The following is an 18,369-nucleotide window of genomic DNA, read 5'->3' on the forward strand; positions in this document are numbered from 1 at the left end:
GGGAGCAAGCATGGCCGTACCGCTTCAGATTCGCGTGCAGGCCGCTGCAGCACAACTGCTGTACTCGCTGCCCCGGCCGCTCCGCCGACTTCTCGCGGGCTCGCCGATTCGCCTCGATGGGCAGGAGCTGGCACTCGACGCACAGCTGCTCCTGCGCCTGCAGCGGTTGTCAGGAGCATCGCTGACCCGCGATGGCGTGCCCGTCGAACGCGCCAGGGCCGAACTCGAGATGTCGCGGCAGCTGGTGAGCGGCAAGCCCATCGAGCCAGTGCGAACTCGGGACATCGCCATTCCCGCCGACCACGGGGAGCTGCCTGCGACGCTCTACACGCCGGAGAATCTCGCGCCGGGTTCAGGGCTGCTCGTCTTCTACCACGGCGGCGGCTGGGTGCTCGGCAACGGCGCCAGCCACGACAACACCACGCGGTTCCTCGCCAAGCACGCGGGAGTGCGCGTGCTGTCGGTGGACTACCGGCTCGCCCCGGAACATCCGTTCCCCGCCGCGCAGGAGGACGCGATCACCGCGTTCGACTACGCCCACGCCAAGGCCACCGAACTCGGCGCCGACCCCAGCCGGATCGCTGTCGGCGGCGACAGCGCGGGCGGCAACCTGGCAGCCGTGACCGCGCAGGTCACCACCCGGCGTGGCGGCCCGGCGCCTGCCTTCCAGCTGCTGATCTACCCCGCCGTGGACGCATCCGTCCGCCGCCGCTCGCGGGAGCTGTTCGGCGATGGCTTCTTCTTGACCGACGAGGGCATGACGTGGTTCCTCGACCGCTACGCACCGAATGCGGTCGACTGGACCGACGCCCGGCTCTCCCCGCTGCTCAGCGTGGACCTCACCGGGCTGCCACCCGCCTACATCGCCACCGCAGGGTTCGATCCGTTACGCGACGAAGGCGAGGCCTACGCCGCACGGCTGGCCGACGCGGGGGTGCCGGTCGCGCTGAGCAGGCAGGAGGACCTGATCCACGGATACGTCATTTTCCTGGGCATCGGCACCCGATTCCGCGAGGCGACGGCGGAAGCAGCAGGCGCATTGCGAATGGGACTCGGAATAGCCAACGCAAAATAGCGGAATCCGGCGTGGAATTGCTTCCACGCCGGATTCCGCTCCCCCCTCAGGTGATGTGGATCAGGGCACCGGCACCGGGACCGGCAGCGGGGGCAGCGCCGGTACCGGAAGCGCGCCGAGCAGGGAGCCCAGCAACGCCTTCAGTGTGTCCAGCAGCCCCTGCAGCAACCCGTTGAGCATGCTCAGCGGATCAGGCAGCCCAGGCAGGCCCGGCAGCTGGTTGGTGTACGCGCGCGGCTCAGCGGCCGAGTCGGCGAGGATCCTGCTGGCCTCCGACTGCTGGTCCTTTGCCATGCCGGCCTGGTCCTTCGCCTCGGCCTGGATCGAGTAGACCTGTCCCACGGCCAGGTCCGTGAGCAGCGGGTCCAGTGCCGCAAGGGTGTCCTGCGTGCCCTTGACGTCGCCCGCGTAGGCGACCCTGGCCAGCTGGTCGCGCAGCTCGAGAACCTGCGCGCTGGCGGCCTCGGTGCTCGACGATCCCTTGCCCCCGCCGACCGTGCCCGCCGCCGCCACTCCCGACGACGTCACAGCCAGCACCGCTCCCGCAGCAACTGCAGCGATAGCGCGAGCAATTTTGCCTTTCATTTTCTACCTCCCGGCCTCCATAAGCCCAACGGGATAAATGAATACCAACCGTGTCGGGGATCCACCACCGGATCACCGAGAGGGGAAGTTTCCAACAATTACCGGACGGATTCGCCAGCGGCACATGAGACCCGCAACTGATGAAAATCGCGGGTCCCTCGTTCGCCCGGAAGACCACAGTGTCCGCAGTGGACACTACGCTCCGCATGCGGTTCACCCGTGCGCGCAGCCGGGTAACCCGTACCGGCGTAATCGGCAGCGGCCGCGTCAGGTCACCCCGTGGTGCGGGCGTGTCGGGTAGACCACAGCTCCTCGGTTCACCCACGCATGTCGCAACCACCACAAGCGAACGGATCCAAAAGAAGTTGCACGAGCGTACCAACTTGGGGTTATCTCGATGCCGTGCCGCTGCAGCCATACCTCCGAGTCCTGCGCATCCCCGGAATGCCGGCATCAACCGTGGCGATCGCACTCGCGCGACTGCCCATGACCGCGATGAGCATCACGCTGACGCTGCACATCGTCAGCGACCTCGGCCGCGGCTACGGCGCCGCGGGGCTCGTCGGCACAGCGACGACGGCGGGGACGGCCGTGGCTGCCCCGCTCGTCGGGCGGATGATCGATCGGCACGGGCTGCGCCCGGTCGTGGCGGTCTGCGGCATCGTCTCGGCGGCGTTCTGGACGAGCTCGCCGCACCTGCCCTACCCCGTGCTGCTGGTCGCGGCCCTGCCCGCCGGTGCTCTCGTGCTGCCCGCAGGTTCGATCGCACGCCAGGTGATCACCGCGCTCGTGGCCGAACCGCAGCGACGGACGGCCTTCTCGCTGGACGCGATCTCGCTCGAGGCGACGTTCCTGATCGGCCCGGCAATCGGCATCGCGGTGGCCACCGGGCTCTCCTCGACTGTCGCGCTGACCGGAATCGGCGCGGTCTCCGCCGTCTGCGCCGCGGCGCTGTACCTGCTCAACCCACCGACCCGCACCCCGGAGGAAGCCGAGCGGTCCACTGGCCGGCGGCCTCCGCTGCGGGTGTGGCTCGACCGGCGCCTCTTCGCGACGCTGCTCATTGCGATCGGCGCGCTGTTCGTCCTCGTGGGCACCGAGCTCGCGGCACTGGCGGCCCTGCGCGAGTCCGGCGACGTGGCCTGGACCGGCGCCTTGATCGCGGTGATGGCCGTTGCCTCCCTACTGGGCGGATTGGTACACGGCGCGGTGCGGCGTTCCCTGTCGCAGCTGCCGTTGATGGTCCTGCTGGCGGTCCTCGTGCTCCCGGCGGGGCTCGTGACCGAGCCGTGGTGGTTGCTGGCGCTGGTGCTGATCCCGACGAACGTGGTCTGCGCACCGACGCTGGCCGCCACCACGGAATCGGTGAGCAGGCTCGCGCCGCCCGAGGTGCGGGGCGAGGCAATGGGTCTGCAGGACTCGGCGACCCGCATCGGGCTCGCCCTCGGCAGCCCCGTCGTCGGGTTCGTCATCGACAGTTCCCAGCCCGGCTGGGGTTTCGTGGCCGCGGGCGCGGGCGGGTTGGTGTTCGCCGCGGTGGGCGCGGCGCTGCAACGGCGCCCGGCCCGCGCTCGCGTTCGGGTGCCCGTCTAGAGGCAGGCCTGCCGCAGCTGTTCCAGGTTGTTGAGGTTGCGCTGCAACCACTGACTGAACGCCGACAGGTTGTCCAGCCGCTGCCGCTCCAGCTCGAGATAGCCATCGGCCATGGTCAGCAGCGTCTGCTTGACGTCCTGCTCGGCCACCTGGCTCGCCAGCTCCTGCAGGCGGTTGGCTTTCTCCTCGGCCTGCGCGATCACCTGCTCGGGGTCCACATTGGGGTTCAGGTTGGCCAGCCCCAGCGCCTCAGTGCAGACACTCGCCTTGCTCGCCACGGTGTTCACCTGGTCCACCGCCTCGTTGACCTCATCGCAACCCGTCAACAGCAGTAACCCGAGCGCGGCAAGCACACACCTCGTCAGCATGTGCCGAACTTACCGGTGCGGCTCGATCTCATCCTTTGTGCCCACCCTCGGTCCGACCTGGGGACGACGCCTTGAGCGCATCCCGATCCCTAACGTCGACGCGCGGTGGAACATCGAACAGGGGAGGGACATGGTGCGCACCGAACGGGTCGTGGCGCTCGACGTCATCCGCGGCGTCGCGATCCTGGGCACGCTCGGCACGAACATCTGGATCTTCACCGATCCGCAAGGCGCGGCGGGCTTTCTCACCCTGCCGGAGCCGGACTCGTTCGCCGGCGCCGTGGAGACATTCCTGCGGTTCACGACCAACGGGAAGTTCCTTGCGCTGCTGTCGATCCTGTTCGGTATCGGGCTGGAACTGCAGTACCGCGCGGCGCGGCGGCGGGGTGAGCGGTGGCCGGGCTGGTACCTGTGGCGATCGGCCCTGCTGCTCGTCGAGGGACTGCTGCACTACGTGCTCATCTTTGAGTTCGACGTCCTCATGTACTACGCGGTCGTGTCGGTGCTCGTGGCGTTCCTCGTCGGCCGCAGCGATCGTGTGGTCCGCGTCTGGATCGCGGTACAAGCCGCGTTACACGTGACGATCATCGGCCTGCTCACGACGGGCCTGCTGATCTCAGGGGACTCGCTGACCGGTGGCAGCGGCAGCAGCACTGGTACCGACAGCTGGCCGGCGCAGGTGAGCGACCGGCTCACGGGCATGGCGCTCTACCGCTCGGAGGCGCTGTTCGTGATCCCGCTGAGCACGGTGCTGTTCCTGGCCGGCTCGCGGCTGTGGCGCGCGGGGGCTCTGGAGAATTCCGCGCGCGGGCTGGGTATCCAGCGACGGCTCATGGCCGTCGGACTCGGCGTGGGCGTTCCGCTCAACCTGCTGACGTCGTTCGCCGGGCCGGAGTGGTTCCTCCTCGACCGGTACCTGGCCGCCCCCCTTGTCGCTTTCGGCCTGCTCGGGCTGGTGCCGTGGCTGCTGCACCGGATGCATGCCGAGTCGGGACCGTTACGCCGCGGGCTGACCGCCGTCGGCCGCACCGCGCTGTCGTCTTACGTGCTGCAGAACCTGCTCGCCGGAATCCTGTGCTACGGCTGGGGTTTCGGGCTCGCCGCCGCGCTCGACGATGCGCGGCCGTGGTGGGTCCCCGGCCTTTTCGTTGCGCTGTGCGGGCTGCTCATGGTCCTCGCGACGGTGTGGTTGCGCCGGTTCTCCCGCGGCCCGCTGGAACTGGTCTGGCACCGTGCGTACCTCGCCCCGCAACGGACCGGCGCAGCACACGAACCGGGCGGCGACCGGGCCGATATGCCGCGATGAGGCGTGTGCCCCGCTCCGGAACGCGGAACTCGCGCTCCGGAGCGGGCAACTCGCGGGCTTGAGCGGGGGACTCGCGGCTAGGCGAGCTTGGCGGCCACCTGCTCGGCGATCTCGTAAGTGTTGAGAGCGGCTCCCTTGCGGAGATTGTCCCCGCACACGAAGAAGTCGAGCGTGTTCGGGAAGTCCAGCGCCTGCCGGACCCTGCCGACATAGGTCGGGTCCGCACCCACCACGTCGGCGGGCGAGGGGAACTCGCCGTTCTCCGGATCGTCAACGAGCACGATCGACGGCTGGGCCTCGAAGACCTTGTGCGCGGCCTCGAGGGTCACCTCCCGCGCGAACGTCGCGTGCACGGCGAGCGAGTGCGTGGTGACCACCGGAACCCGCACACAGGTCGCCGAGACCTTGAGGTCCGGGATGCCGAGGATCTTGCGCGACTCGTTGCGCACCTTGAGCTCCTCGGAGAACCAGCCATCGCCCTTGTACGAACCGGCGGAGGGAATCACGTTGAGCGCCAACGGTGTTCCCGCGAACGGAGTGTCCGCAAGGGACAGTCCCGCCGCCTCGACGGCGGCACGCACGTCACCGGCCTTCGCCCCGAGACCCTTACCAGCCACGGCTTCCAGCTCGGCGTAGAGCCGGTCGATGCCGCCCTGTCCCGCACCGGACGCGGCCTGGTACGACGCGACGACGAGCTCGGTGAGGCCGAACTCGCGATGCAACGCACCGAGCGCGGCCATCATGGACAGTGTGGTGCAGTTGGGGTTGGCGATGATGCCCTTGGGATAGGACTCCCGCGCGGCGAGCTTGCCTGCGTTGACCTCGGGCACGACGAGCGGCACCTCGTCATCCAGCCGGAAGGCGCCGGAGTTGTCCACCGCGACGGCGCCACGCGCGGCGGCGATCGGGGCCCACTCGGCGGACACCTCGTCGGGCACGTCGAACATGGCCACGTCGACGCCGTCGAACGCCTCGGGCTTCAGCTCGATGACCGTCAGCTCCTCGCCGCGCACCGTGATCTTCTTGCCGGCCGAGCGCGCCGAGGCGATCAGCCGGATCTCACCCCACGGCACGCTCGCGCGCCCGTTGATGATGTCGATCATGACGGTGCCGACCGCGCCGGTAGCACCGACCAGTGCGAGCGTGGGTCCCATCAGCGTCCACTCCCTGCGTAGACGACGGCCTCTTCGTCGCCGCCCAGTTCGAATGCCTCGTGAATTGCGCGCACCGCATCGTCGAGCTGCGCATCCCTGATCAACACCGAGATCCGGATCTCCGAGGTGTTGATGATCTCGATGTTCACTCCCGACTTCGCCAGCGCTTCGCAGAAGGTCGCGGTGACGCCAGGATGCGAGCGCATTCCCGCGCCGACGAGCGAGACCTTGCCGACGTGGTCGTCGTAGAGCACCGCGGCGAAGTCCAGTTCGGACTTGATCTTCTCCAGCTCGCTCACCGCCTTGGGACCGTTCGCCTTCGACAGGGTGAACGTGATGTCGGTACGACCAGTGGTGTTGGAGATGTTCTGCAACACCATGTCGATGTCGATCTCCGCATTGGCCACGGTGCGGAAGATGCGGGCGGCCGCACCGGCATGGTCGGGAACGCCGGTAACCGTGATCTTGGCCTCGGACCGGTCGTGGGCCACACCGGTGATCAACGCTTGTTCCACGGAGAGCTCCTCGATAGAACCGGTCACCGTCGTGCCCGGCTTGTCACTGTAGGAAGAACGGACCCGGATCGGCACGCCGTAACGGCGGGCGTACTCGACCGAGCGCAGGTGCAGAATCTTCGAGCCACTGGCGGCGAGCTCGAGCATCTCCTCGTACGGCACCGTGTCGAGCTTGCGCGCGTTGGGCACGATCCGCGGGTCGGCGGTGTACACACCGTCCACATCGGAGTAAATCTCGCAGACGTCGGCATTGAGAGCGGCGGCCAGCGCCACCGCCGTGGTGTCCGAGCCACCTCTGCCGAGTGTGGTGATGTCCTTTGTGTCCTGAGAGACGCCCTGGAAACCGGCAACCAGTGCGATGTAGCCCTGTTCGAGCGCCTCGGTCACGCGACTCGGCGTGACATCGATGATGCGCGCGTTGCCGTGCACAGATGTGGTCACCACGCCCGCCTGTGAACCGGTGAACGACCACGCCTCGGCGCCGTGCGCCGAGATCGCCATCGCGACAAGCGCGTTCGAGATCCGCTCCCCCGCCGTCAGCAGCATGTCCATCTCACGCTCCGGCGGAACCGGGTTCACCTGCTCCGCGAGATCGAGCAGCTCGTCGGTGGTGTCACCCATCGCGGAGCACACCACGACGACCTCGTTGCCCGCCTTCTTCGTGGCAACGATGCGCTCGGCGACGCGCTTGATCCGGTCTGCGCTCTCCAGTGACGAACCGCCGTACTTCTGGACTACGAGCGCCACTTGCCCGAACCTCCTCGCTCGAACAGGAACACCTCGCGGCTGGATTCGCAAAGGCCCTGCTCACCGTCTTCCGAAACAGCGTACCGGGGCTGCCTTTCCCAGACACCTTGCTTTGTGGCGGCGACCACTCACCGGACGCCTACAGTGGGCGCATGAGCGACAAGGAAGCCGAGACGAGCGTCGCCGTCCACGACCTGATCGCCCGCCGCTGGAGCCCCCGCGCGCTCGACAGCATGGCCGAGGTCACACCCGAGCAGTTGCAGGCGCTACTGGAGGCGGCACGGTGGGCACCCTCGTTCGGCAACACCCAGCCGGCACGCTTCCTGGTCGGACGGCGCGGCGATACGACGTTCGACCGCATCCTCAGCACGCTGACCGTGCGTAACCAGTCGTGGGCGCATCGGGCGGGTGCACTGCTCATCGGGCTCGCCCGCACGCACAACGAGAAAGGCGAGATTCCCTACGCCGAGTACGGCGTGGGACTGGCCGCGGAGAACCTGGCGCTCCAAGCCGTCGCCGAAGGGCTGGTCGCTCACCAGATGGCGGGGTTCGATCCCGGCGCGGTACGCGGAACGTTCAGGGTGCCCGACGGGGTACGCCCGCTCGTCGCGATCGCTGTCGGCGTGCTCGCCGACCCGGAGGTCCTCGGCGACGAGCGAGCCATCACCCGCGAGACGGCGCGGCGCGAACGGGTCCCGCTTGCCGAGTTCGCGCTGCGCGACTGGGACGACCCCGCGTTCTGAGCTACTCCGGCCGCCCGTTCCAGTGGACGATGCCCGGGGGCCCCAGGTACTTCCGCAGGTGCTGGTTCTCGGTGTTGCCGTGCAGCGGGAACGTGAAGCTCGATCCGTCCGGCCAGCTGATGGTCCGCGTGCGCAGGTTGACCTCCGGAGCCTGTGGTTTGCGCGCCTGCCAGACAATCTGTGGCTGGGACGCGTCGGCCGGGTCGAGGAACGTCGATCCGGTGTCCACCACTGCGAGGCACGACGGCGAGTACACCAGCCAGGGCCCCTTCGCCGACCTGAGCCTGTCGACCAGGTCGAGTGCCATCGCGTTCGCCGGGCCCTTGACGTGAAATTCCCGCTTGGCCGACGTGCCACTGCCCGCGTTGTGCGCCAGATAGAGGACGTAGGCCACCGCAGCGCCGATGCCGCGCGCGATGTTCCAGAAGAAGCGCCGGACGAGCTTCTTTCCCTTGACCGTGCCGTCCAGGCGCCTGCCGGACACGTCGAATGCCAGACCGTTGTCACTGAGGCGCAACACGATGACCGGCTCGCGCCACTGACCCCGCATCAGCTCCTCGACCCGTTCCCGGAAGCCGGGTCGAACCAACGTGTCGTCGCGTTTGGCCTGAACGCGGTCTTCGTGAGCGAAGATCTTCTGCGCCGCCCTTCGCCGAGCGTCGGTCGGCGCCCGCTCGGCGAACTCGCTCGGTTCGGCGGCTAGATGTCCAGGTTCCCGCGGGTCTCCTCCGGGCTCTGGTCCCCGCCGATCTCGCTCTTGTTGAACCACGGCTCGTCCCCTCCAAGGCTGACGTCTTCCGTGCCTTCGCCGTAGACGGTTTTCCCAGCGCCGATACCGGCCTTCGTACCCATACCGGCGATCAGCGGTTTGGCACCGACCGAGGTGCCGAACATCGTGGTCAGCATCCGGTTGCTCGGCTGGAAGCCCTGTGCGACCGCGCCGAACCCGAACTTGGTTTCCCCAGGCATCACGCCGACCCGCAGCTTCCTGGCGAAGACCTCGATCTTCCCGGAGTACCTGACCAGGAACTCCATGAAGGTGTCGAGCAGCTTGCCGAACTTGCCGAGGTAACGGGTCACCTTCTGCAGCACGCTGGCCGCCTTGGCGATGGACGCGGTCATCGCGGCGGCGACCGAGCCGCCGAAGCTGATCACGGACGCGGCCAGCGCGGGCAACCAGATGGTGATCAGCCAGGAAACCAGCTCGGTGATGATCGCCTTGATCACCTCTTCGATGACCTGCATGACGATCGACCACATCTGCAGCACCTCGGCCACCGAACCGGCCGCCGAGCCGATACCGCGGATACCGGAGGAGAAGTCGCCGAGCGCTTCCTTCGCCGCGTTACCGGCCTCGTCCACCCACTCGGCCAGCGCGGTGTCGCCGGTCTGCTCGAAGTCCTCGGCGAGCGCGACGAAGCCCTGCGCGATCGTGACGAAGTTGTCGGAAGCGTGCGCGATGGCCGGGCCGTCCCCGGTGACCTGGTGCAACGCGTCCTGCAGCGGCTGGACCAGTTCGAGCAGCATGTTCAGCCCGTGGCTGACCAGCCAGCCGATCGGGTCCATGGCGAAGGTGACCATGTCACCGGCCGCCGCACCGACGAACGCGGCCCCGTCGCCGACCAGCGCGGCACCCGCGGAGGCCAGTTCGGCCGGGTTGTCCGCCTCGGCCGCCTGCTGGGCGTGCGAAACGATCGACTTGCCGGAGTTGTAGATCGTGCCGGCCACCGGCACATGGCCCATCGCGCGGTCGAGGTTCGCGCTCGTGCTCTCGTCGTACCCCTGGACGTTCAGGGCGTCGGCGATGCTTTCCCGCTCCGTCATCGGCCCTGCTCTCCCATCGCATCGATCTCCGCCTGGTGCCGGCCGAACGTGATCGCTCCGGCGTCCTCGGCGTTCTGGTACATCTCCGCAGCCTTGTTCAGCTTGGTGACGAACGCGTCGACGCCGTCCTTCATGTCGGTCAACAGCGAGCGCAGTTCAGCCAGGCGCTCGGTGTAGCCCTGCTTGGCGAAGATGCCGACGACTCCCCACGCCTCGTCGGTCACGTCGGCGGCGTCGATCAGGTTGCCGAACTTGTCCGCTTCCCCTTCGTAGTGCGGGAGCTGCCGAGCGTAACCGGAGATCGCTTCGATACTTGTCTGTATTCCCTCTGGCATCGGGGCCCCTCGGTCGGATTGGTCAGCGGCGGAAGATGGAGCTCTGGTCGAAGTAGTCGTCGTTGTCGTCGTTCGGCCGGCTGGGCCGGCGACTGGACGACGGCGCTTGTTGCGGCGACTGCTGTTGCGACGCAGGCTCCTGCTCAGGGGTTCCGAACGCCTCCGCCTGTGCCTGACGAACCTGCTCCGAAGTGTTGATGCCGAAGGCATCCCCGAACGCGTTGTCCACGATTCCGGCTTGCTGCTGGACGGCATCCGCGACGGCCCGGCGCATGGTGCTCATGATCATCGCGGACAGCTGCGCCGCGTCGAGGCGCATGGCGCCCGGGGCGAGCCGCAGGTCGGTGACAGTCCCGCTGGCGCCCGCGACCACCGTCACGTTGCCGTCCGGCGAGGTCGCGGTGCTCTCGACCTGCGCGATCCGCTCCTGCATGTCGCTTACCCCGGCGAAGTTGGCCTCGGCCTGCCGCACTTTGGCCCGGAAGTTCTCGAACTGGGCGAGCAGCTGATCCATGTGGGCGGACATCGTTTCCCCTGTGCGGTACGTGGATAGGTGGGGCGATTATGACAGGTCCGCACCTGTGCCGATCAGTTTTCGCCGCCGATCCGGCGGATGATGCGGGCGACGACGCTGGAGACGATCAGCCAGAACAACGCAGCGATGCCGTAGTTGACCAGCACGGTGAGCTTGGGGTCATCCGGCTGGAACAGGTCCTTGAAGCCCATCAACAGACTCTCCGACCAGCCGGCCACCCACGAGACGATGCCATTGTCCGGGTTGGCCTCGCCGATGACGAAGACCACGTGCAGGACAAGGATCAGCGCGAAGATCAGGCCGACCCAGCGTGCGATGCCGGCCAGCAGGCCGACCACCTGGTCCTTGATCGCCTTCCAGTCCGCCCCGCCCTTGGGCGCAGGCTCGGCCTGCCCGCCGCTGAACGTCGACGTGGTCCAGGCGGGCGGATGCACCTGCGTGGCCTCGCCGCCCTGCTCCCTGTCCTCGGCCTGCTCACCCATCTCGGCAGTGTCCCACGCACCCCAGCCGATTGCTACGCGCCAGTAACCGATGCGGTCACGCTGTGGTCTCGTGCCCGGCTTTCCCATTCGATCAGCCCGTGGTTAAGCTGGCTGACGTGGCACGTGCTCTCCTGCTTCGCTGCCGCGACGGGGCCTGATCAGACCGGCTCCCCGTCGCGGGGCCTCGTGGTGCCGCCGGTCGTTCACCGAGCCATCCACCAGTGAGCAGGAGCCATTCTCATCATGACCACGTCCGAATTCCCAGTATCGTCGTCCAGCCGTGTCCGCAAGCCATCCCGGCCCACGCCGCAAGGGCAGCCCTCGTGGAACCCCCAGCGCGGCTCGTCGATGCCGTTTCACCGCTACCAACCGTGGTACCGCCTGGTCGAGGACATCACGCTGCCCGACCGGACCTGGCCGGACAAGCGCATCGAACGCGCGCCGCTGTGGTGCGCGGTCGACCTGCGTGACGGCAACCAGGCCCTGATCGACCCGATGTCGCCCGCCCGCAAGCGCAAGTTCTTCGACCTGCTCGTGCGCATGGGCTACAAGGAGATCGAGGTCGGCTTCCCGGCGGCGAGCCAGACCGACTTCGACTTCGTGCGCGAGATCATCGACGACGGGGCGATCCCCGAAGACGTCCGCATCCAGGTGCTGACGCAGTGCCGTCCCGAACTGATCGAGCGCACGTTCCAGGCTCTGGAGGGCGCACCGCGCGCAATCGTGCACATCTACAACTCGACGTCGATCCTGCAGCGGCGCGTCGTGTTCCGTGAGGAGCGCGAGGGCATCAAGAAGATCGCACTGCAGGCCGCCGAACTGGTGGTGGAGTACGCGGGCAAGTACTCCGACACCGAGTTCCGCTTCCAGTACTCGCCGGAGTCCTACACCGGCACAGAGCTTTCCTACGCGGCCGAGGTCTGCAACGCGGTGACCGACATCTGGCAGCCGACGCCCGAGCAGCCGGTCATTCTCAACCTGCCGGCGACCGTGGAGATGGCGACGCCGAACGTGTACGCCGACTCCATCGAGTGGATGAACCGGAACCTGGAGCGCCGGGACGCCGTGATCCTGTCGCTGCACCCGCACAACGATCGCGGCACCGGCATCGCCGCCGCGGAGCTGGGCTACCAGGCGGGCGCGGACCGCATCGAAGGCTGCCTGTTCGGCAACGGCGAGCGCACCGGCAACGTGGACCTCGTCGCGCTGGGCATGAACCTGTTCAGCCAGGGCATCGACCCGCAGATCGACTTCTCGGACATGGACGAGATCAAGCGGACCGTCGAGTACTGCAACCAGCTGCCGGTGGCGGAACGCAGCCCATGGGGTGGCGACCTGGTGTTCACCGCGTTCTCCGGCAGCCACCAGGACGCGATCAACAAGGGCTTCGACGCACTGCACGCGGCGGCCGAGAAGGCAGGTGTGCCGGTCGACGAGTTCCCGTGGGAGGTGCCGTACCTGCCGATCGACCCGAAGGACGTCGGCCGCACCTACGAGGCCGTCATCCGGGTGAACTCGCAGTCCGGCAAGGGCGGCATCGCCTACATCATGAAGACCGAGCATCAGCTCGACCTGCCGCGCAGGCTGCAGATCGAGTTCTCGCAGACCATCCAGCGCCACACCGACACCGCGGGCGGCGAGGTCGCCCCGGAGACCATGTGGAACGCCTTCGCCGCCGAGTACCTCGAGCCGAACACCCCGCTGGAGCTGGTGCGCCAGCACGTCACGGCCAACGGTGACTACGAGCTCAGGGCGACCGTGCGGGTGGACGGGGACGAGCAGGAGATCACCGGCCGCGGCAACGGTCCGATCGCGGCGTTCTTCGACGCGCTGAGCACGGTGGGCTACGACCTGCGGTTGCTGGACTACAGCGAGCACACACTCACCCCCGGCGACGACGCGAAGGCCGCGTCGTACATCGAGTGCGCCATCGACGACAAGATCTACTGGGGTGTCGGCGTCGACCCGTCGATCGTCACCGCCTCGCTGCGCGCCGTCGTCTCGGCGGTCAACCGCTCGCACCGTTAACGGGCAACTCGCGTCGCTCTGAAAACACCCAAGGCCACCTTGGTTGCATTCAACGCAACTAAGGTGGCCTTGGGGACAGCCCGCTGAGGGGTTCTCAGTTAGCTCGACGTTCTGTAGTACGTGGACGTCTCGACCGTCAGCCTGCTCGTGCTGTTCGTCATCGCGGTGGTGCCGCTGGCGCCGACCGAGGTCACCCTGGTCGGCATGGGGGTGGTGGCCGCGGCGCAGGACGGCCCGCTCACGCCGATCATCCTCGTCGCCTCGGCAGGCTGCCTGCTCTCCGACTACCTGCTGTACCTGGCCGGGCGGCGAGGCGGACCACGGGCACTGCAACGGCTGCGCAGGCGTCCCAACGCCGACGCGACCCTGCGCTGGCTGACCAGGCGCGTCGAGCGCAGACCGGCCACCGCCCTCGTCATCGCACGCTGGCTTCCCGCGGGCGGTACCGGCGGATCGCTGCTCGCCGGGTCGCTGCGCTGGCCGCTGCCGATGTTCCTGATGGCGTCCGCGATCGGCGTGACGCTGTGGTCGGCCTACGCCACTTTGCTCGGCTACCTCGGGGGCACGTTCGTACAGGAGCCGTTCGTGAGCCTCGGGCTGTCGCTCGCCATCGCCGTCGTGCTGGCCACCACCGTCGCCGTGCTGTTCCGCCGCCGCACGGGGCATGATCTGGGTTATGCGAGCAGAACGTCTGGTGGCACTGCTGTTCACCCTCCAAAGCCGGCGTAGCGCCACGGTGCCCCAGCTCGCCGAGGCGCTCGGCGTTTCCGAGCGCACAATGCACCGCGACGTCGCCGCGTTGCAGGCGGCGGGCGTTCCGCTGTGGACGGAGCCGGGGCGCTATGGCGGTGTCCGGCTCGTCGAGGGCTGGCGGACCAGGCTCGACGGGCTGACCTCGCGCGAGGCGGTCGCGATCTTCGCAATGGGCGTACCGCGCGCGCTCGCCGAACTCGGGCTCGGCACGGCCGTGTCCGCCGCGCACGCCAAGGTGTCGGCGACCCTGCCGACACCGCTGCGCGAGCAGGCTCAGCATCTCGCGCAGCGGTTCCACCTCGACGCACCAGGCTGGTTCCGCTCCGCCGAGGACGCCGAGCACCTGGCCACCATGGCGCAGGCGGTGTGGGAGCAGCGGCGCACCAGGATCACCTACCGGCGGGGGGACGGCACGATCGAGCGCGTGCTGGACCCGCTCGGGTTAGTGCTCAAGGCCGGCGTCTGGTACCTGGTGGCCCGCATCGGCGAGCCGGTGCGGACCTACCGCGTCAGCAGGATCAGCTCGTCGGAGGCATTGGAGGAGACCTTCGAACGGCCTGCCGACTTCGACCTCGCCGGCTGGTGGCAGCGCTCGTCCGCACAGTTCGAGCGCTCGCTGCAGCGGCATCGGGTACGTATCCGGCTGAGCCCCGCGGGGGTCCGGCTACTGCCCCGGCTGGTCGACGCCGACCTCGCGCTGGCGGCGCTGGACGAGGCGGGCCCGCCCGGCCCCGATGGCTGGACCGAGGTGGAACTGGGTTTGGAGGAACCGGACGTCGCCGCAGGCCAGTTGCTCGGGCTCGGCGGCACCGTCGAGATCATCGAGCCACCCGCCGTGCGGGCCGCGTTCGCCGACGCCGCACAGCGGATGGTCGATCGTCACCGGTAGCCAGTGGCGTCCGCGGGCTTGCCGGTCTCCTGCACCTCGTCGATGTATCGCCACGCGTCGGGCCTACTGCCGTCGACGTCGGTGAAGCCATAGATCTGCGCCAGTTGCCCGCTGTTCAGGGTCTCGCCGGAGAACCGATCGCGCTCGGGGTCGGCGGCGAGCGCGGCGACCGCCCTGCCGACGAACGTCGGTGACTCCGAGATGCAGAAGTGCGGCTCCCTGATCAGCGCGTCGCGCCAGTTCTCCTCGGTGACCCCGAAGTGCTCGAGCATGGCCTCCGAGCGCAGCCAACCCGGGGTCAGCGCGACAGCGGTGCCGCCGTGCGGCTGGAGGTCGTGCGCCTGCGCGCGGGCGAGATTGTGCGCCGCGGTCTTGGCGACGTAGAACCCCACCGAGGTGTCCTTGCGGTACCGCGCGTTGTACTCCGCCGTGCCGTCGGTCATCTCGACCACCAGCCCACCGGGGTTGCGGATCACGAGCGGCAACAGGTGGTGACTGGTGATGATGTGGGCGTCGATGCCTAGCCGAACCGAGCGCAGTGCGAACTCCAGCGGCAGCTCCCACACCGTCTTGCCCCAGCCGATGTAGTCGTCCCCGCCCCACAGCCCGTCGACAAGGATGTCGAGGCGCCCCTGTTCCTGGTCGATGCGTTCGGCCAGCGCTCGTACCTGCTCGGATTCGAGGTGGTCGACCCGGATCGCCACGCCCTCGCCGCCCGCCTCGGCGATCTTCGCGACCGTGCCCTCGATCGTCTCCGGGCGGTTGACCTCGGACCGGTGCTCCCCCGATGTCCGCCCGGTGACGTACACGTATGCGCCCCGCCTGCCCAGTTCCACCGCGATCGCTCTGCTCGCGCCCCGCGTTCCGCCCGCGACCAGCGCCACCTTGCCTGTCAGATCTTTGTCCATGACTCGACTGTTCCTGCTAACCCTGCCAAGTCGTGGCAGGGTTTGCCGTGTTCTTGCCGTAGACGATTAAGGTTGGGTTCTTGGGTTTCAGGCACGCCTTCGGCGCGCCGTGTGAAACTGTCGCTCCACGGGCTGGGTTGGTCTCACTGTCCACTAGCGACAGTTCCCCACGGTCCGGGTATCGTTGCCAGGTTCCTTGTAGTGCGCTACACGGTGCGGTATGATGGGTCTTGTGGGGGATTCCTTGCGAGACCAGCAAATTCTGGCCCGGATTGAGGGTCTCAATCGGCTCAAGATGTGGGTTGATGCCTCGTTGCATCGGGCCGTGAACTCGCTCGATGACCATCGGGGGCATGCTCCCGATGTGGCTGCTGAATTGGCGTTGGTGTTGTCGGTTAGTGAGCAGCATGCTCGGCGGGTTGTGGATCTGTCTACTGCTCTGGTTCATCGGTTGCCTCGGACTTTGGCTGCTATGGAGTCTGGTGTTGTCGATTCTTATCGGGCTTCGAAAGTTGCCAGCGCTACGGCTTGGTTGAGTGACTCGCAGGCTCGGGAGGTCGACTCGACCGTCGCCCCCAAGCTGGCTGGCAAGAATCCTCATCAGGTGCGGCGCGTTGCCTCCTATTGGGCGTTGAAGGCCGATCCGGATGGTGCTGCCCTGCGGGCGGACCACCGTCGGGCGGAGCGGTCGGTGCAATTGCTGCCAGGCGAGGACGGGATGTCCACCTTGCTCGCTGACCTGCCCGCCGAGGTCGCCTCATCCGCCTACGCGCGGATCGATCGGATGGCCCGCACCCTTCGCGGCGCCGATGAATCGCGCACCCTCGACCAACTCCGTGCAGATGTGTTCGCCGAGCTCCTGCTCGGCTCGAACAGCACCGGTTCCGGGGCGAAGGCCGATGTGCACGTCTACGTCGACCTTGCCACCCTCGCCAGACTCAACGACAATCCCGCCCAGTTAGCCGGGTACGGTCCGCTCCCGGCTGGCATCGCTCGGCAGATCGCCGACGAACCCTCCTCGACGTGGCAGCGGATCGTCACCGACCCACTCACCGGGACACCAGTCGACGTCGGCCGACAACGGTACCGCCCACCAGCGGTCACCGACGAGTTCGTCCGGGTACGGGACCGGGAATGCCGGTTTCCCTCGTGCCACCGGCCCGCCCACTTCGGCGACAACGACCACCACACCCCCTGGCAGCAACGCGGCCGAACTAGTCCGTCCAATTTGGTCAACTACTGCCGCCGACACCACCGATTGAAGGACCGACCCGGGTGGACATATCGGCTATACCCGACCACGGGAGCCGCCACCGTCACCACACCAACCGGCTACACCTACACCAGCAGCCCCGAACCACTCCACGACCCACCACCGTCCTAGACCACGGGCCGTTCGACCCACGGGGTCGTAGACCTGCGCGGCCTGCACCCTCGGGTGATGGGACGAATAGCTTTCCGTTGAACCGTCAACCTCGCGCACAACCAGCGAAGTACCACCGCCTCGCGAGTCGTCGAGGTACGTCGCAGTAATGGCCGACGTTTCATACCGCGCGAACTCGTCGAGAGCGTTGCCAGGCCAAGGGGTTAGCCTGCCCCCGCTCGGCCAGGCCCGCCCTCCTCAGTATGGCCGACGTCGGCGGCCTCGGCTTGCACGGCGTCGAGGACCGCCGCCACCGCCGGGCGGACCGGCGCACCCGCGCGCAGCACGGCCTCGACATGGCGGGCCGCGCGGATACCTGCCAGTGGTCTGCGCAGCACCCGCCTCGTGTCCATTGTGTACCGGGGGAGCAGCGCGATCCCGTGCCCGGCCGCGACCAGTGCCTCCGTGATACGGAAGTCGTTGAACCGATACGCGATTCTGGGCCGGACGCCCGTGCGGATGGCGACCGAGCGCAGCACGTCGTCGACCGGGAACCCCACATCGACGCTGATCCAGCGCTCCGCCGCCAAATCGGTGAGCCCCACCCGCTCGCGTGCACCGAGCGGATGCCCCGGCGGCAGCGCGACATCGAGCGGCTCCCTGAGCAGCGGTACCACGCGCAGCCGGTCCGAGCCGAACGGCTCCGCGAGCTCGTCCCGGTGGGCCACCACGACATCGAAGTCGGCGAGCAACCCGGGCACCTCGGACGGGATCATGTCGACATCCCGTACCTCCACCTCCAGCCCCTCGACGGCGGCGAACCGAGACAGCAGGCCGGGCAACAACATCAGCCCCGCGGACGGGAAGATCGCGAGCCGCACCCGGCCACGCGGCGAATGCCGGTACGCGTCGAGCTCCGCCTCCACGCGGTCGACCGCGGCCAGCACGTCATCGGCCCTGGCCACCAGCGCCCGCCCGGCATCGGTCAGCCGCAACCCGCGCCCCGCCGGCTCAGTCAGCACCAGCCCGACCTCGGCCTGCAGCGCCCGCAACTGCTGCGACACGGCCGACGGGGTGCAGTGCAGCGCCCGCGCGGCGGCGGAGACGCTGCCCCGGTCGGCGAACTCCCGCAACGTACGCAGCCTGCCGATATCCACCTCGACAGT

At 68.1% G+C, this 18,369-nt stretch carries 19 protein-coding genes; 8 read left to right on the forward strand and 11 right to left on the reverse strand.

All coding sequences use genetic code 11. The features are described 5' to 3' along the window. Positions 1-10: 10 nt before the first annotated feature. Positions 11-1,075, forward strand: coding sequence for an alpha/beta hydrolase (locus tag ABZ863_RS21345; RefSeq protein WP_358538286.1), 1,065 nt, complete (start codon positions 11-13; stop codon positions 1,073-1,075). A 60-nt stretch (positions 1,076-1,135) separates the two neighbouring features. Here ABZ863_RS21345 and ABZ863_RS21350 read toward each other — a convergent pair whose 3' ends face one another. Then, on the reverse strand, positions 1,136-1,603 hold the full coding sequence (locus tag ABZ863_RS21350) for a hypothetical protein (RefSeq protein ID WP_358538289.1): 468 nt from the start codon (positions 1,601-1,603) through the stop codon (positions 1,136-1,138). A 459-nt stretch (positions 1,604-2,062) separates the two neighbouring features. Here ABZ863_RS21350 and ABZ863_RS21355 point away from each other — a divergent pair, with 459 nt between their 5' ends. Beyond that, positions 2,063-3,253 (forward strand): MFS transporter, encoded by a 1,191-nt coding sequence (locus tag ABZ863_RS21355; protein ID WP_358538291.1) that lies wholly within the window; start codon positions 2,063-2,065, stop codon positions 3,251-3,253. On the opposite strand, the gene ABZ863_RS21360 is transcribed toward ABZ863_RS21355, so the two are convergent. Further along, entirely contained in the window at positions 3,250-3,621 is a 372-nt protein-coding gene (locus tag ABZ863_RS21360) for a hypothetical protein (protein WP_358538294.1), read from the reverse strand. The genes ABZ863_RS21355 and ABZ863_RS21360 overlap by 4 nt on opposite strands. 130 nt (positions 3,622-3,751) lie before the next feature. Here ABZ863_RS21360 and ABZ863_RS21365 point away from each other — a divergent pair, with 130 nt between their 5' ends. Beyond that, entirely contained in the window at positions 3,752-4,927 is a 1,176-nt protein-coding gene (locus tag ABZ863_RS21365; RefSeq protein WP_358538296.1) for a DUF418 domain-containing protein, read from the forward strand. Positions 4,928-5,004: 77 nt separating this feature from the next. Here the strand turns inward: ABZ863_RS21365 and ABZ863_RS21370 are convergent, their stop codons facing one another. Both ABZ863_RS21370 and ABZ863_RS21375 read right to left on the reverse strand, forming a co-directional pair. Further along, positions 5,005-6,081, reverse strand: coding sequence for an aspartate-semialdehyde dehydrogenase (locus ABZ863_RS21370; RefSeq protein WP_358538298.1), 1,077 nt, complete (start codon positions 6,079-6,081; stop codon positions 5,005-5,007). Further along, positions 6,081-7,343 (reverse strand): aspartate kinase, encoded by a 1,263-nt coding sequence (locus tag ABZ863_RS21375; protein WP_358538300.1) that lies wholly within the window; start codon positions 7,341-7,343, stop codon positions 6,081-6,083. Before ABZ863_RS21375 ends, ABZ863_RS21370 begins: the two co-directional genes overlap by 1 nt. Positions 7,344-7,495: 152 nt before the next feature. Here ABZ863_RS21375 and ABZ863_RS21380 point away from each other — a divergent pair, with 152 nt between their 5' ends. After that, a complete protein-coding gene (locus ABZ863_RS21380; protein ID WP_358538302.1) occupies positions 7,496-8,086 on the forward strand; it encodes a nitroreductase family protein in 591 nt (196 codons plus the stop codon). Position 8,087: 1 nt separating this feature from the next. Here ABZ863_RS21380 and ABZ863_RS21385 read toward each other — a convergent pair whose 3' ends face one another. From ABZ863_RS21385 to ABZ863_RS21405, 5 genes are all read right to left on the reverse strand, one after another. Continuing rightward, positions 8,088-8,636 (reverse strand): hypothetical protein, encoded by a 549-nt coding sequence (locus tag ABZ863_RS21385; protein WP_358538304.1) that lies wholly within the window; start codon positions 8,634-8,636, stop codon positions 8,088-8,090. Positions 8,637-8,785: 149 nt separating this feature from the next. Then, entirely contained in the window at positions 8,786-9,910 is a 1,125-nt protein-coding gene (locus tag ABZ863_RS21390; protein ID WP_358538306.1) for a hypothetical protein, read from the reverse strand. Next, positions 9,907-10,245, reverse strand: a complete 339-nt coding sequence (locus ABZ863_RS21395) for a hypothetical protein (RefSeq protein ID WP_358538309.1) — start codon at positions 10,243-10,245, stop codon at positions 9,907-9,909. The genes ABZ863_RS21390 and ABZ863_RS21395 overlap by 4 nt, the downstream gene beginning before the upstream one ends. 22 nt (positions 10,246-10,267) lie before the next feature. Continuing rightward, positions 10,268-10,771, reverse strand: a complete 504-nt coding sequence (locus ABZ863_RS21400; RefSeq protein ID WP_358538312.1) for a YbaB/EbfC family nucleoid-associated protein — start codon at positions 10,769-10,771, stop codon at positions 10,268-10,270. 62 nt (positions 10,772-10,833) lie between these two features. Further along, complete coding sequence (locus ABZ863_RS21405) at positions 10,834-11,262, reverse strand: hypothetical protein (protein ID WP_358538315.1); 429 nt, start codon at positions 11,260-11,262, stop codon at positions 10,834-10,836. 243 nt (positions 11,263-11,505) lie between these two features. Between ABZ863_RS21405 and leuA the strand changes: the two genes are divergently transcribed. The 3 genes from leuA to ABZ863_RS21420 all read left to right on the forward strand — a co-directional run bounded on the left by leuA (position 11,506) and on the right by ABZ863_RS21420 (position 14,932). Beyond that, positions 11,506-13,290: a 2-isopropylmalate synthase gene (gene leuA, locus ABZ863_RS21410; protein WP_358538317.1), complete on the forward strand. Its 1,785-nt coding sequence runs from the start codon at positions 11,506-11,508 to the stop codon at positions 13,288-13,290. Positions 13,291-13,410: 120 nt separating this feature from the next. After that, positions 13,411-14,019 (forward strand): DedA family protein, encoded by a 609-nt coding sequence (locus ABZ863_RS21415; RefSeq protein WP_358538320.1) that lies wholly within the window; start codon positions 13,411-13,413, stop codon positions 14,017-14,019. Continuing rightward, positions 13,967-14,932 carry a YafY family protein gene (locus ABZ863_RS21420; RefSeq protein WP_358538323.1) on the forward strand — a complete coding sequence of 322 codons (966 nt, stop codon included), beginning with the start codon at positions 13,967-13,969 and terminating at the stop codon, positions 14,930-14,932. Before ABZ863_RS21415 ends, ABZ863_RS21420 begins: the two co-directional genes overlap by 53 nt. Here the strand turns inward: ABZ863_RS21420 and ABZ863_RS21425 are convergent. Then, on the reverse strand, positions 14,923-15,840 hold the full coding sequence (locus ABZ863_RS21425; RefSeq protein WP_358538326.1) for an SDR family oxidoreductase: 918 nt from the start codon (positions 15,838-15,840) through the stop codon (positions 14,923-14,925). The two genes, ABZ863_RS21420 and ABZ863_RS21425, sit on opposite strands and share 10 nt — an antisense overlap. A 295-nt stretch (positions 15,841-16,135) precedes the next feature. Between ABZ863_RS21425 and ABZ863_RS21430 the strand changes: the two genes are divergently transcribed. Next, the gene (locus tag ABZ863_RS21430) at positions 16,136-17,224 is read left to right on the forward strand and encodes a DUF222 domain-containing protein (protein ID WP_358538329.1); all 1,089 of its coding nucleotides are present in this window, start codon (positions 16,136-16,138) and stop codon (positions 17,222-17,224) included. A 203-nt stretch (positions 17,225-17,427) separates the two neighbouring features. On the opposite strand, the gene ABZ863_RS21435 is transcribed toward ABZ863_RS21430, so the two are convergent. Then, entirely contained in the window at positions 17,428-18,360 is a 933-nt protein-coding gene (locus ABZ863_RS21435) for a LysR family transcriptional regulator (protein WP_358538332.1), read from the reverse strand. Positions 18,361-18,369 lie beyond the last annotated feature (9 nt).

It is taken from the genome of Saccharomonospora sp. NPDC046836 (assembly GCF_040645195.1).
Classification (GTDB): domain Bacteria; phylum Actinomycetota; class Actinomycetes; order Mycobacteriales; family Pseudonocardiaceae; genus Prauserella_A.